The organism is Pontibacter akesuensis, from assembly GCF_001611675.1.
GTDB classification, from domain to species: domain Bacteria; phylum Bacteroidota; class Bacteroidia; order Cytophagales; family Hymenobacteraceae; genus Pontibacter; species Pontibacter akesuensis.
Genome location: NZ_CP014766.1, coordinates 1714176 through 1728329, shown reverse-complemented (window position 1 = coordinate 1728329; position 14154 = coordinate 1714176). Strand labels below are relative to the sequence as shown.

At 53.3% G+C, this 14154-nt stretch carries 14 protein-coding genes; 7 read left to right on the top strand and 7 right to left on the bottom strand.

What is annotated here, in order from left to right:
* Window positions 1-141: 141 nt before the first annotated feature.
* Window positions 142-636: a glutathione peroxidase gene (locus A0W33_RS07315; RefSeq protein WP_068837547.1), complete on the bottom strand. Its 495-nt coding sequence runs from the start codon at window positions 634-636 to the stop codon at window positions 142-144.
* A gap of 163 nt (window positions 637-799) precedes the next feature.
* Between A0W33_RS07315 and A0W33_RS07310 the strand changes: the two genes are divergently transcribed.
* Window positions 800-1279 carry an RNA polymerase sigma factor gene (locus tag A0W33_RS07310; protein WP_068837546.1) on the top strand — a complete coding sequence of 160 codons (480 nt, stop codon included), beginning with the start codon at window positions 800-802 and terminating at the stop codon, window positions 1277-1279.
* Window positions 1272-1889 (top strand): hypothetical protein, encoded by a 618-nt coding sequence (locus A0W33_RS07305; protein ID WP_068837545.1) that lies wholly within the window; start codon window positions 1272-1274, stop codon window positions 1887-1889. The genes A0W33_RS07310 and A0W33_RS07305 overlap by 8 nt, the downstream gene beginning before the upstream one ends.
* Window positions 1890-1905: 16 nt before the next feature.
* On the opposite strand, the gene mnmD is transcribed toward A0W33_RS07305, so the two are convergent.
* On the bottom strand, window positions 1906-2589 hold the full coding sequence (gene mnmD, locus A0W33_RS07300; RefSeq protein ID WP_068839989.1) for a tRNA (5-methylaminomethyl-2-thiouridine)(34)-methyltransferase MnmD: 684 nt from the start codon (window positions 2587-2589) through the stop codon (window positions 1906-1908).
* A 137-nt stretch (window positions 2590-2726) separates the two neighbouring features.
* Between mnmD and A0W33_RS07295 the strand changes: the two genes are divergently transcribed.
* Together A0W33_RS07295 and rlmN are read left to right on the top strand one after the other, a co-directional pair.
* Window positions 2727-3155 carry an acyl-CoA thioesterase gene (locus A0W33_RS07295; RefSeq protein ID WP_068837544.1) on the top strand — a complete coding sequence of 143 codons (429 nt, stop codon included), beginning with the start codon at window positions 2727-2729 and terminating at the stop codon, window positions 3153-3155.
* A 21-nt stretch (window positions 3156-3176) separates the two neighbouring features.
* Window positions 3177-4250, top strand: a complete 1074-nt coding sequence (gene rlmN / locus A0W33_RS07290) for a 23S rRNA (adenine(2503)-C(2))-methyltransferase RlmN (protein ID WP_172798098.1) — start codon at window positions 3177-3179, stop codon at window positions 4248-4250.
* A 159-nt stretch (window positions 4251-4409) separates the two neighbouring features.
* Here the strand turns inward: rlmN and A0W33_RS07285 are convergent, their stop codons facing one another.
* Window positions 4410-5372 (bottom strand): YihY/virulence factor BrkB family protein, encoded by a 963-nt coding sequence (locus A0W33_RS07285; protein WP_068837542.1) that lies wholly within the window; start codon window positions 5370-5372, stop codon window positions 4410-4412.
* Window positions 5373-5521: 149 nt separating this feature from the next.
* Here A0W33_RS07285 and A0W33_RS07280 point away from each other — a divergent pair, with 149 nt between their 5' ends.
* Entirely contained in the window at window positions 5522-6259 is a 738-nt protein-coding gene (locus A0W33_RS07280; RefSeq protein ID WP_139237152.1) for a DUF6503 family protein, read from the top strand.
* A 563-nt stretch (window positions 6260-6822) separates the two neighbouring features.
* Here A0W33_RS07280 and A0W33_RS07270 read toward each other — a convergent pair.
* From A0W33_RS07270 to A0W33_RS07255, 4 genes are all read right to left on the bottom strand, one after another.
* Window positions 6823-8274, bottom strand: coding sequence for a DUF4403 family protein (locus A0W33_RS07270; protein WP_229802106.1), 1452 nt, complete (start codon window positions 8272-8274; stop codon window positions 6823-6825).
* A 92-nt stretch (window positions 8275-8366) separates the two neighbouring features.
* Window positions 8367-8684 carry a thioredoxin family protein gene (locus A0W33_RS07265; protein WP_068839986.1) on the bottom strand — a complete coding sequence of 106 codons (318 nt, stop codon included), beginning with the start codon at window positions 8682-8684 and terminating at the stop codon, window positions 8367-8369.
* A gap of 106 nt (window positions 8685-8790) precedes the next feature.
* The gene (locus A0W33_RS07260) at window positions 8791-9519 is read right to left on the bottom strand and encodes a DUF3891 family protein (protein ID WP_068837540.1); all 729 of its coding nucleotides are present in this window, start codon (window positions 9517-9519) and stop codon (window positions 8791-8793) included.
* Between the two features lie 116 nt (window positions 9520-9635).
* On the bottom strand, window positions 9636-10610 hold the full coding sequence (locus A0W33_RS07255; protein WP_068837539.1) for an NAD-dependent epimerase/dehydratase family protein: 975 nt from the start codon (window positions 10608-10610) through the stop codon (window positions 9636-9638).
* A 978-nt stretch (window positions 10611-11588) separates the two neighbouring features.
* Between A0W33_RS07255 and A0W33_RS07245 the strand changes: the two genes are divergently transcribed.
* Window positions 11589-12878: a hypothetical protein gene (locus tag A0W33_RS07245; protein ID WP_068837537.1), complete on the top strand. Its 1290-nt coding sequence runs from the start codon at window positions 11589-11591 to the stop codon at window positions 12876-12878.
* Window positions 12879-12934: 56 nt separating this feature from the next.
* Entirely contained in the window at window positions 12935-14125 is a 1191-nt protein-coding gene (kbl, locus tag A0W33_RS07240; protein WP_068837536.1) for a glycine C-acetyltransferase, read from the top strand.
* Window positions 14126-14154 lie beyond the last annotated feature (29 nt).

Genomic DNA, 14154 nt, shown 5'->3' with positions numbered 1-14154 from the left:
TACTTTCGGATGTCTCTTCCGCTCTCTGCTTCTGTTTTCCGATTTCAATACAACTGTCGCACCTGGTTAAGTATGATTATTCTGATTTACAGTTAACGGCAGTTTACATCCGCCATGCCTGCAAGTATAGGCTGCCTGCTTTTAAGCCTTCTTCTGTGCCAGCAGCTTCTCGATGTAGGGCTCAATTTTCTCCGGTTTGGTGATCGGGGCGAAGCGCTTTACGGGATTGCCGTCGGCATCCACCAGGAATTTGGTGAAGTTCCACTTGATCCTGCTGCCGAACAGCCCACCCAAATTCGACTTCAGGTACCTGAACACGGGGTGCGCATTGTCGCCGTTCACATCCACCTTATCGAACATTGGGAAACTGACACCATAGTTGATCAGGCACCCTTCTTCGATCTCTTTTCTGCCGCCCGGCTCCTGGTTGCCAAATTGGTTGCATGGAAAACCAAGTATAACTAGGCCCTCGTCTTTATGCTTGCGGTAAAGCTCCTCCAGCCCCTCGTACTGCGGTGTCAGGCCACACTGGCTAGCCGTGTTCACCACCAGCACCACCTTGCCCTTGAAGGCGTCCATTTGCACGTCCTGCCCCTGTAGTGTTTTTGCTTCCAGCTGATGAAATTCTGATGCCATATAGCTATTGTGTATGTTTGGTTCTGTTTACGATTGCAAAGGTAACAAAGCTGCAGCGATTAAGTTGGCAGGGTCCTGATAGGCCGCCTTCGAAATAAATTTGGCGCCTGCTGTAATAAAACCTGCCACGCCGCCTACTAACCATGCAAAGACTTTCAGCTACATGACGATCGATTTCTACAACAGGTTTATCAGGGAGAACACCGGCATCATCAACAAAATATGCCGGGCCTACACCGATACCGACGAAGACTACGAGGATTATTTCCAGGAAGTATGCCTGCAGTTGTGGCGCTCGCACAGCTTTTTTGAAGACAAATCGGCGGTGGCTACCTGGGTGTACCGTGTGGCGCTGAACGTTTGCCTGACGCACTTCAAGAAGGCGAAGAAGCGGGTAGAAACAGGTTCTCTGAAGGAAATCGACATGTTACGGACAGAGACAGACGCAACGGAGGCAGAGCAGTTTGAGCAACTCTACAAAGCCATTAAAAAGCTAAAGGAAATTGACCGGGCCATCATCATCCTGTACCTCGAAGATAAAAGCTACAAAGAGATTGCCGAGATACTGGGCATAAAAACGAACCATGTGGGCGTGAAAGTAAACAGAATCAAAAACACCTTAAAACAGCTGATTCATGGATAGCACAGATGATTTCAAAAATATCTGGAACAAGGGCTTTCAGATAAACGAACCCAATTTATCAACCCAAAAAATGAACGAGATGAGAAACCGGGAATCAGAGAACCTGATCGAGAAGATCAACAAAACAGCCAGGGCAGACCAGCGGGCACTGCCGTTTGTGGCGCTGGTTGTGGTGGGGCTGCTGGCGTTGTTTGGCTACTACAGCTTTGCCCTCTTCTTAGCGGGCGTGTTTACGGCTTTATACCTTTACAACGAAACCATGCTGCAGAAACTGGCGCAGGTAGAGCTGAAGGACAGTGTGCTCAAGTACCTGGTGGACTTTAGAACGGTGGCCAACACGATGGTGCGGCATTATACCTGGGTAGTAGGCCTCGGCACTTTACTGATTGGTGTGCCTATGCTGCTGTTCTCGATTGAAGTGGCTGGCGTACCGATGGAAGAATTCCTGAGCCCGGCAAGCAGGCAAGCCAGCTTGCTCCTACTTGCCATTTGCACGCTGCTCTTCTCCGTTCTATGTGCGTTAGGTTACCGCCTGAGCGTGCGTATGCTGTATGGGCAAAAGCTTCAGAAAATAGATGAAATGATTGCTGGGCTGAAAACGGAAGTATAAATGGCCTGCTATACTTCTAGTTTTCGCTGAAAGGTTTCACACCGCGTGTCATTTCGCGTTTGCCTGGAGGGCCAGGCAAGGCTTCTACCTTGAAACCGGCAGCTTTCAGGCTGCGCTTGAATGAGCCTTTGGCACAGTAAGTCACCAGAACGCCACCCGGCCGGATAGCCTTGAAGAGCTTCTCAAACATGGCGTCGGCCCAAAGCTCCGGCTGCTTCTCAGGGGCAAAGGCATCGAAGTATACCACATCGTAGTAAGAAAGTGGCGGCAAAAACTCCTCCAGCGTTTCGTGGATCTTCTGCAGCGTGAAATAGGGAATAATGTCCACCGGTTGGTTCCAGGGGGCGGCATGCAGCTTCAGGAAGTTATCGTACAGCTCGGGGTTCAGGATGATGTGCTCGTAGTGCAGTTGCTGCACTACATCGGTTGTTAGCGGGAACTTCTCCAGGCTGTCGTACTGGATAAAGGCTTTCTTTGCCTGCGCCGCCGGAAAGGTCAGGATGGCGTTCAGGCCGGTGCCAAAGCCGACCTCCAGTATCTTCAAATCCTTTTTCTGCTCCAGCATGTATTCCAGCCCATGCTTGATAAACACATGCTGCGACTCCTGCATGGCTCCGTGCACCGAATGGTAATGCTCGTTCAGTTCGGGTACGTAAAGGGTATTGGAGCCGTCTTTGGTCTGTCGTATTTCGAGATGCATGGTTTTGGTATTACAGTACAAATGTACACATTGCGGCACAGAGGCTACAATATATTCATTTTATAATCTATAAATAAACAGGTGGCAGGCGGCCTGCAACTGGTGTTACCAACGCGCCGCTGCTGCATATACGTAAAATGGCAAGAATACAAGTATACATTCCCGATCACGCGCACTTCACCACGCAGATCCCGGTGCGCGTAACCGACCTGAATTACGGAAATCACCTCGGCAACGATGCGCTGCTTTCCATCATTCACGAAGCGCGCATGCAGTTGCTGGGCCATTTCGGCTGGAGCGAGCTGGAACTGGCCGGTGCAAGTATGATTATGGCCGATGTGGCCATTGAGTACAAAGGCGAAGGCTTCTATGGCGACACCTTAAGTATAAAGATGGCATTTGACGACCTGAACAAGTATGGTTTCGACATCACCTACCACATCACCAAGCAAAACGGCAAAGAAGTAGCCCGTGCCAAAACGGGTATGCTGTGCTTTAATTACCAGGAGCGTAAACTAATGCGCCTGCCAGCCGAAGTAAAGGCAAAGATTGAAACTAAAGCCTAAGGATTTTTGTAATTTTGCAGTATGAGTATGATTGCAGAACTAAATATCCTGAATAAGAAGGACATCCGGAAGCTAACGCTGGACGACCTGAAGGCCTGGTTTGTGGAGCAGGGCGAGAAGCCTTTCCGTGCCAAGCAAGTATACGAGTGGCTTTGGAAGCACTCTGCACGGTCGTTCACGGAGATGAACAACGTGAGCCTGGCCCTGCGCGAGAAGCTGGACCAGCATTTCGCGATCAACTCGGTGCAGGTGGCCACGGAGCAAATCAGCAACGACGGCACCATCAAGTCAGCCTTTAAGCTGCACGACAACAATATTGTAGAAGGCGTGCTGATTCCGCACGATGAGCGCAAAACAGCCTGTGTGAGTAGCCAGGTGGGTTGCTCGCTCACCTGCAAGTTCTGCGCCACCGGCTACATGGACCGTGTCCGCAACATCGACGCTGCCGAGATCTACGACCAGGTAGTGCGTATTAACGAGCAGAGCCTGCGCCAGTACGGGCAGCCGCTGAGCAACATCGTGTACATGGGAATGGGCGAGCCTTTGCTGAACTACGCCAACGTCATGAAGAGCATCGAGCGCATCACGGCTCATGATGGCCTGGGCATGGCCGCGCGTCGCATCACCGTAAGTACAGCCGGTATTGCCAAGATGATCAAGAAGATGGCGGATGACGGTATCAAGGCGAACCTTGCTTTGTCGCTGCACGCGGCAAACGATGAGAAGCGCAACCAGATCATGCCCATCAACGAGACCAATTCGCTGGAGGCCCTGACGGACGCGCTGAAATACTACCACGAGGTAACCGGCCGCAAAGTAACGTATGAGTACATTGTATTCGAGAATTTCAACGATACGGTGCAGGATGCCGAGGATCTGCTGCGCTTTTCCAAGATAATCCCCTGCAAGATCAACCTCATAGAATACAACCCTATTGAGAACGCTGACTTCCAGAACACGGACGAAGACCGCATGCAGAAGTTTATCTACTATTTAGCGGATAGAGGCCTGCAGGTAAACGTGCGCCGTAGCCGTGGCAAAGACATCGACGCCGCCTGCGGACAACTGGCCGTGAAGGAAAAGCAGCCCGCATAAACGTATCACGACACACGTATCAGGTAGCAAGACAAAAGAGGAGTCAGCTATACTTAAGTATAAAAGCCGAAAGCGGCTCCTGCCATACTTGCAGGAGCCGCTTTCGGCTTTTATGGATTTGTACAGAGAATCGTGCTATATGTGTCGTGCTACGCCAGATTAGCCCTCATACCTGCCTTCGGCCGGAGGCCTTCCTGTTCCCTTGCGGTCTGCCGGTTTGTCGGTTACCTCACGCTCCTCTACAAAAACAGCATGTGGCTTCGGCGAAATAGGCACGCCATAGCGTTCGGCGTACTGCTGCGTGAACTCCGCCCCGAAAAACACGATCATGGAGGAGTAGTAGATCCAGACAAGTATGATGATAATAGAGCCTGCTGCGCCATAGGCAGATCCAGGATCGGAGGTGCCGATGTACCAGCTGATGAGCAACTTGCCGAGTGTAAACAGGATAGCCGTGATCAGGGCACCAATGAGGGTGTCTTTCCAGCGGATGTTGCCGTCAGGGAGGAATTTGAAGATCAGCCCGAACAGCAGCGTGATGATGCCAACGGAAACGGCAAAGTCGATCAGCTTGATCACCCACACCCCAATGCCAGGCAGCAGATCAGAGAGGTAGTTGCTGAGCACGGCCACCGCGGCACTTAGCACCAGGGAAATCAGCATGAGCAGCGAGATGCTCAGAATCAGGCCAAAAGAGAAAAGGCGCTCTTTGGCCATACGCATGATGCCGCTCGTGGGCTTTACCTTCAGGTTCCAGACGCTGTTAAGCGACTGCTGCAGCGTAACGAAGAAGGTGGTGGAGGCGAAAATAAGTGTGCCGATGCCCACCCATAGTGCCCAGCCGGAAGAATCGTTCATGCTGGCGTTTTGCACCATAGTTTGCACCTCTTCCGCTGCCTTCGGGCCCATAGCAACGGCTACCTGGTGCTCCAACTCGCCCGATACCGCCTTTTCCCCGAAAAAATAGCCTGCCGCTTTTATAATGATCAGGAGCAGCGGGGGAATGGAGAAAATGGCGTTGAATGCCAGTGCCGCCCCGAGCCGCAACGAATTGTTTTCCATGAACTCGGAACCGGACGCTTTAATAAGCTGAAAGATTCCACCAAGAGTATAATTAGCCATAGGCACTTATCAGTTTCTGTTGTGGCTTTTGAATACGGGGCACATCCTGCTTGGGTTGAAAAACAGATTGGCGTATAGCGGCTGGAGCGGCATCTAGTATAGGGGTTAATGCGTATCTTAGGGCACAACCTCAACTACACCAGATGCTTTTGAAAAACCTGATAAAACAGCTGCTGTTTCTGTGCCTGCTGGCGCTTCCCTTTACGGCGGCCACCGCACAGCAAACCGACGCCAAAGCCAAATCCGTCGCAGATAAGGTGATGAAGAATATGGGCGGCGAGAAGAACTGGAAGAAAACCCGTTTCCTTGCCTGGACCTTTAACGACCAGTACCAGATCTGGGACAAGAAGGACAACCGCTTCCGCTGGGAAATGGACAGTCTGGTAGCCGTGATCAACACCCAAACCAAAGACGGGAAAGTATACGTGGAGGGGCAGGAGGTGCAGGACCCGGCCACCAAACAGAAAATGCTGGACCGCGCCTATGCCCTCTGGATCAACAACTCGTACTGGCTGGTGATGCCCTTTAAGCTGCAGGACCCGGGCGTGACGCTGAAGTACGTGGGCGAAGAGCAAACCATAGATGGCGCCAAGGCCGACGTGCTGCAGATGACGTTTGAGGAGGTGGGGCTCACGCCGCAGAACAAGTACCATGTGTGGGTGGACAAAGACAAGGGGCTGGTAACGCAGTGGGCGTTTTTTAGAAAGTTTGACGACGCGGAGCCCGCCTTCACCCGCCGCTGGAGCAACTACCAGGACTTCGGTAAAATAAAGCTGGCCAGCGACCGAAGCAACCCGCAAAGCGACTTCGAGCTGTTCAACATTGCCGCGCCCGCCAACGTGCCGGATGCCGTTTTCAACAGTCCAACGCCTGTGGAAAAGCTCTAACCAGGTGCTAAACTGCTAGACGTTAAACTCCAGATTAACTTTCTTGCGAAGAAGGGGGCTGCTATATTGATAGCAGCCCCCTTTTGCTTTTATACTTTGACAGGCTCTTTATCTACACGCATGGCGACCGGAAAAACCTTGTGCACCTGCAGTTGCTACTTAAGGTGGATAATTTAATGCTGTCTTACTCCTGAATATCGCGTAAAATCGGAATAAGGGTTTTTTATATATATTTTTAAACTATATTTGTTTTGTGCTAGTATGCCTTTTTAAAGATACATTTGATGCTAACAAAAGAAGCCCCATACACCCCAAGAGAGAAGTCGAGGAAAAAAGCAAAGCCGAACAAGCTGAACTTATATAGTCACTCAGATCCGAACTTGAAGGAAAGGGCTTTCCGAAGGCGCATTGAATGGGGAGCGATCGCCATTTCTGTCTTTCTTTTCTCGCTGCTGTTCGGCATTTTTATAGCATAAACATTAGCTACAGGGCTGCTTGCTAACTTGGGTTGAGCAGCTTGGTATGCCTCGCACTTCAGATAAATACTGGGCTACGGGGAATGCTTACAAATTATCCACCGTGGCTGTTAGTGTTCCTTTGGCATTCACCACGGCTTTGATGCCCTGCGGGGTCAGGTAAATGTTGTCGGGTGTTACGGAGGTGATATTGCCGCGAAGCAGCACCGACTCATGCACCCGGCCCTGGGTGTCAAGCGTCGCCTGCAGCATCCTGCGGGCGTTTTCCAGTTCTCCCTTCACCGGAATATTCACCTGCTCCTGAATCATGTCGATAAACTTGTTTTTTGCCAGCCAGCTAGCCGTGTTAAGCAGCCTGTCTTTTGTCTCCAGGTCATAGTCCACGTCGCGCAGCCGGATAGAAGCTGAGGCGGTGTCGTAGTAGGGCGTGCCGCGCAGGTATACTTTGCCCACAATCTTCTTGGTGAACAGGCCTGCTTTGGTCTTGCCGTTCACATCCAGCATCAGCACCAACTGCTCCCCATTTGGCGAAATGGCTGCCTCATTCACGGTAAGCTGGCTCTTGCCCTCATCAAACGTGTATGTTTTCTTTGCCACCTGCTCCTGCAACAGCTTGCTGGCGTGGGCATACGGAATATTGGCGGTCAGGCCCACCTGTATCTCATCGCTCATGTGGCTGTCCACGATCAGCTTGGGCAGGTTGCGGTTCAGCTGCGTAACAGGCTTGCCATTGGTAGTAACGGTGATGTAAGAGGTGATGCCGAGACGCGTGCTTAGCATGCCGTTCTTTGCCTGCAGCGGCGCCATGCGCACCTCCTTCGGTACTACGGTAAGCCAGGCGTTCATAGCCTCGTCCAGTTTCACGGGCTGCTGCAGCAGTAGCCAGGCCTCCTGCACATACTTCTTCATGTCCAGGCGGCGCTGTAGCTCTGTGTCCAATTGTTTGGAGAGTGTGTTCATCTGGTTGCGCAGCGCAGGCTCCACAAAGCGGGCAAGGCCTATTTTGAGTGGGCCCAACTCCAGCACCGGCTTGGTGTCGCCCCACTCAAAATCGCCGCTCGAGAAGGTGCTGATGCGGTAGTCATCCGTCAGGCGCACTTTGCTTTCGGTGTTGATCACCACATCAAAGCTGGTATCCTCGGTTTTGTCTATGGAAGGGCAGATTTTGCACGGCGACCAGTTCCACCGGCCTTTGGCGTAAATGTGCAGCGGCACAGAGAAGTATATCCGGTCTTTTTCAGCGCGGATGCTCATTCGTCCTTTCCGGGTAACCGTCAGGGCAACATTATCATCGTTCAGGTTGGTGTCTTTGTAGAGTAGGTTGGCCACCTCCTGGTTCACCCGCTCCTCCATGGCCGCAATAGATATGGAAACGGGCACAGAAATAGAGGAAAGCTGCGGCTGATAGGCAGCGTCAGCCGGGGCAAGTGCCGCCGGGGCAGTTGTGTTCAGTGTTTCGGTGCTGGAGCAGCCGGACAGGGTAAAGCCCAGGGCCACTAGCAAAAGCAGCAGCAGGTGTGGTATGGATGGTGTACGCAAAGTTTTAGCTGTTAAAAAAGCGGCGCAAGTTAGCATAGGTTCTTCACAACAGCTAGCACAGGAGGGGCGTTCCTTTTAAGTTCGCGTCGGTGCTATTTCAGCCGAAGCAGCAATTCTTCCAGACCCGCCTCGGTGGAGATGATGCCGCAGTCTACAAGAGTGCCGTTTCGGTAAATGGCGAAAAAGGGCGTGCCGGTCATCTTCACCTCTTTGCTGGAAACAGGGTTTTCGGAGGCATTCATACGAACAAAGGTGATATCACTAAAGGTGGGGTCGGCCGAGAAACGGGCGAACGCAGGGGCCAGCGTTTTGCAGACGGGACAGGCTTCCTCCACGAATTTCACCACTACCTTTTCTTTTTCAAAGATGAGTCTTCTCAAGTCGTTATCGTTCGATTCTGTAATAGTCATAGTGTTTGCTTCGCAGCCCCGGGTGCCTCTGTTACCCAAGTATAGACGTAGCGTAAAGGGAATTGGTTAAAAATAAAAGCCGGCAAGTACATCTTGCCGGCCCCAGCTATGCTTTGCTAAAGCGCCACGTTTTATACCTCACCTCCGCCTGTTGGAGTGCCTGAGCCAGTTCCGCGTCGTCTTTAAACTGCAGTTGCTCCAGCACCCGGTACTCCACCTGCACCTCCAGTTGTTTCGGCGTAAAGGGCCAGGGCGTTATAGTTATTTGCTCATTCTCCAGCTGTTTCACGAAGTATACCTGGGCATCGGGGCCGGTGGTGATCTCCAGTTCACGCGCATCGGCGGGCAGTTCGTTGCGGCAAAGTATAAGCGAGAGGCGATCGCTCCATTGCATGATGGCGTAGGCCCGTGCTGCCTGTTTATGGGAGATGCGGAGGCTTTGGCGGCAGTTCTTCTGCAGTTCCTGCTGCGCATCCAGAAACGCATTGGTCTCCTTGCTCTCGCCACGGCGGCTCTCGTAGAGGTAGCTCATGTGCATAGAAGTGAGCATGGCTGCCCAGCGGCTCTGGAAACGGACCGCATCCATCAGTGCCCTGGCTTGCTCCAGTGTGTTGGGCTGAAGGGTGAAATCTGCAGGCGCGCCGGCGGGTGTCAGGCCGTCTTTGCCGCGCCAGGTGCGCTGGCGGTTATCGTGGTTGGCAATGGCCACCAGGGTCTCTACCCAGTGGCCGCACTGCAGTTCGGGCTGCAGGTAATAGGCCAGCTGCGCCGCCAGCATGCCGTGTGCCTGCTGGTAAATCACCTCCCAGCCTTCGGGTATCGGGTTTACGATCATACTTTATGGTTTACTGCAAGTATAAACTGCGTCGGCGGTGCAAGGTTGGGGCTAAAACAGAAAAGGCGATGCTGTTGTGCATCGCCTTTTCTGTTTTATACTTTAGGAGAACAGTGCTATACCGCCTGCTCCTCCTTCATTTTCTTCAGGTTCAGCAGCATGTCCTCGGTCATGGCGTCCAGACTGTAGTTCGGGCTCCAGCCCCAATCCTGCTGTGCCGCGCTGTCATCGATGCTCTGCGGCCAGGAATCGGCAATCTGCTGGCGCGCGTCCGGCTTGTAAACTATCTCGAAATCCGGGATGTGCTGTTTGATGGAGGCCGCAATCTCTTTTGGCGAGAAACTCATGGCGCTTAGGTTGTACGAATCACGCACCTTTACCTGCGCCGCCGGGGCGTGCATCAAATCCAGAGTCGCCTTAAGGGCATCCGGCATATACATCATCGGCAGGTACGTGTTTTCGCTCAAGAAGCACTCAAACGTTTCGCCCTCCAGTGCCTTGTGGTAAATATCGACGGCGTAATCGGTGGTGCCGCCGCCGGGTAGGGCTTTGTAACCGATCAGGCCGGGGTAGCGCAGGCTGCGCACATCCAGGCCATACTTCTGGAAATAGTACTCACACCAACGCTCACCAGCCTGCTTGCTGATGCCGTACACGGTGTTCGGGTCCATGATGGTTTGCTGCGGCGTGTTCTGGCGCGGGGTGCTCGGACCGAAAACGGCGATAGAGCTTGGCCAGTATACTTTGCCTACCTTATGCTCCAGCGCCAGGTCCAGCACATTAAAGAGGCCGTCCATGTTCAGCTTCCAGGCAAATTTCGGGTTCTTCTCGCCAGTGGCCGAAAGCACAGCGGCCAGGTGGTAAATCTGCTTGAATTTATACTTGGCGGCAAGATCAGCCAATACATTTTTGTCCAGTACATCCACCTTCTCAAAAGGGCCTGAGTCGCGTAGATCGGCTTGCTTGGGCGGTGCGATGTCTGCTGCCACCACGTTTGCCTCTCCATACATCTGGCGCAGTTCCATAGTGAGCTCAGAACCTAACTGCCCGCAGGCGCCTATCACTAATACGGTGTCACTTGTGTTTGCCATACGCTAATTTAAAGTCTGGCACAAAGTAACCGAATTCAGTGCAATCCAAAAAATATACTTCAGAAGAAACAGCGTGGAGTGGCGCCAGAGGGAGCCAAAGTATGCGATTACTCACTCTTGCTCCTTTTAGCGGGGATTTCTCTTTAAATTTCCACTGGCTCCCTCTGGCGAAAGTCTTCAGACTTGTGTCTTACTATGATGTTGAGTTTGCAACTCAACCGACTTGAAAAGCCACACTTGGTTAGACACTGCTATACTTGCTTGAAGGTCGCTATACTTGTTGCAACCATACATTATCTGGCGCAAGCGTCCGCTTGTGCCTTTAAAGGCTTCTGTCATACTTTGCTTTGCCGCCGCTTTCGCAACTTCAGACAAGCCATTCTTTCTAGCCACAGCTCATCCTCCAGCTCCCAAATACCTACTGTTTTACCTTTGGCTTTAGAGCGCTCACGGCCGCAAGGCCTCGTCCTCGGGCATCGCGCTGTGCGCCTGAAGCTGCTCCTCGCTCCGCTGCGGGCTGCCCTTACGGGCACCGCAACATGCACAAGGCGCTCAACCCAAGGACTGGAATAAGTTCAAATAGCCACTGCTGGCGGAGCTTCAGCCTAACTCCCTCCCCTGCTTTTAGGGGAGGGTTGGGGAGGGGTAGTCCCCCTTTGAAGGGGGCAGGGGGATGTTCATGCTTCTGCGGAGTCACTAACCGGCCTTTTCCTGATTCACTTCTCCTACTCCCATTTGTCATCCTGAAAGGATCTTGGTAGAAGCGCAATCAGACTAAAACAACGAAGCTTTCACTTAAGGCAAACCAACCGTAAACTTAAACGAATGTAAACGCACCTTATTTACCAACACCGGTAAACCAACTGCCACCGGAGCCGGGTGCAGCAAGTGGATTTTATTATCTTTGTATACTACCGGCTTAAAACAGCAGCATAATAGCTTGCGTTGCGCTGGAACTGTGAAGTACAACGTATCTAAGTGATCAAAGACCTGCAACGCATGACGTTTGAGGAGTACCTGGTAAAGAAACGAATAGATAGGAAGGCTTTTGAGGCCTCGGACCCGGCGCGCTTTGCGGCGTGGGAGAACATGTACGCCCAGATGCACCCAAACAGCTTCCTGGTGCAGGTGAAGATGCTGCTCAACGACGTGCGCCTGCGCTACCACCTGGCCGAAGAAGATGTGCCGAAAGCGGAGCCGACAGTAGTTGCTCGTCCGGCTGCCGCACGGAGAGCCGTGCCTGCCGCACCGGTGGCCAATGCGGTAGAAAAGCCCGCGGCAACACCGGCAACAGAAGAGGCTACTCCAGCAGAAAACACGCCGAAGCCAAAGCCGGTAGTGCGTCGGCACGCCACCATGCAAAAGCCAGCAGCGGCAAGCGAAAGCACTGAAAAGCCAGCTGCCGCCGCAAGCGGGGGAGAAGAAGCAGCACCGGTTGCACGCCCAAGGCCTGTGGTGAAGCGGCCCGTTATTCCAAAGCCTAACGTGGCGGAAGAGGCCACAGCCAGTGCAGATAAGCCGGAAACGCCGGCCCCAGCGGCACGTCCGCGCCCGGTAATCAAACGACCCGCCGCTTTGCAAAAAGAGGGGGGTGAGCATTCCACATCAGCTGAACAAAGTATAAAACCAGCCGCAGAGGAGAAAGCTGCGGCCGCTGCACCTGCCCGACCAAGACCGGTAATAAAGCGGCCAGTGGCTCTGCAAAAGCCAGCTGCTGAAGAGGGAGCATCGCCCGAACAGGCAGAGCAGGAAGCGGCAAGCGCTGAAGCCAAACCCGCAATACCGCGGCCACGGCCCGTGATTAAGCGCCCCGCTGCGCTGCAGAAGCCTGAGGAAAAGCAGGAGGCACAGTCAGCGCCAGATGCCGCAACGGTACCAGCAAAGCCAGCGCGTCCGCGCCCAGTTATCAAGCGGCCCGCTGCGTTGCAGCCAGTAAAAGAGGAGCCACCTGCTCCCGAAGCGCAACCCGCCCCGGAAGCGCCAAGTATGCAGGATACGGCTGCTGCCATGCCTGCCGCCGAAGAAGCACCGAAGCCGGCAAGGCCACGGCCTGTTATTAAAAGACCAGCGGCTTTACAGAAACCTGCAGCCGAGGCGCCAGAAGCGGAAGGTCCAAGTATAAATCAGGCAGGAACTGCGGCGGAGCCGCCGCAGGAACTTTTAAAGCCTGAGGAACCGGAGCAGCAGCCAAGGCCACCGCGCCCAAGGCCTATCATTCGCCGCCCGCCGCCAAAGCCCGATGCAGACAGCGACACAGCAGGTATATAGCCCTACTTGTACTTCACAACGCAAACAACGAACAACGATAAACGAACAACGAAACTATGTACGAAACGCTAAAACCAGACTTAGAACAGCAGCTAGCTGATATAAAAGAAGCCGGCCTGTTTAAACAGGAACGCATTATCACCACACCGCAGGGCGCTGACATCGATACAACGCAGATGGAGCACGTGCTGAATTTCTGCGCCAACAACTACTTGGGCTTATCTGCCCACCCAAAGGTAATTGAGGCTGCTAAAAACGCCATCGATACCCACGGCTACGGCATGAGTTCTGTGCGCTTTATCTGCGGCACCCAGGACATTCACAAGGAGCTGGAGCGCAAGCTTTCAGAATTTCTGGGCACAGAGGACACCATCCTTTACGCAGCTGCCTTCGATGCCAACGGTGGCGTGTTTGAGCCTTTGTTTGATGCCGAATCAGCCATCATTTCCGATGCCCTTAACCACGCTTCTATTATCGATGGCATTCGTCTGTGCAAGGCGCAGCGTTTCCGCTACGAGCACAACAACATGGCCGACCTGGAGGCAAAACTGCAGGAGGCAAAGGATGCCAAGCACCGCGTGATCGTAACAGATGGCGCTTTCTCGATGGACGGCACCATTGCGCAACTCGACAAAATCGTGGAACTAGCAGACAAGTATAATGCGGTGCTGTTGGTGGACGACTCGCACTCTACAGGCTTTCTAGGCAAGACTGGCCGCGGCACGCACGAGTACCATAATGTAATGGGCAAGGTGGATATCATCACCGGCACGCTGGGCAAGGCGCTTGGTGGTGCGATGGGTGGTTTCACCTCCGGCCGTAAAGAGATTATCGACATGCTGCGCCAGCGTTCGCGCCCGTACCTGTTCTCTAACTCACTGGCGCCTTCTATCGTGGGCGCTTCCATTGCCGTGCTCGACACGCTTAGTGCTACCACCGAGCTGCGCGACAAACTGGAGTGGAACACCAAGTACTTCCGCGAGCAAATCACCGCGGCCGGTTTCGACATTAAACCAGGCGACCATCCGATTGTGCCTGTAATGCTGTACGACGCGCCACTCGCACAGGAGTTTGCTGCCCGTATGCTCGACAGAGGCATTTACGTAATTGGCTTCTACTACCCGGTGGTGCCAAAGGGCCAGGCACGTATCCGCGTGCAGCTGTCTGCCGTGCACGACCGGGTGCACATCGACAAGTGCATTGCCGCTTTCGTGGAGGTAGGCAAAGAGCTTGGCGTGATCCAGTAAAGTATAGGCTGGTCCTGAAGTATAGAAAA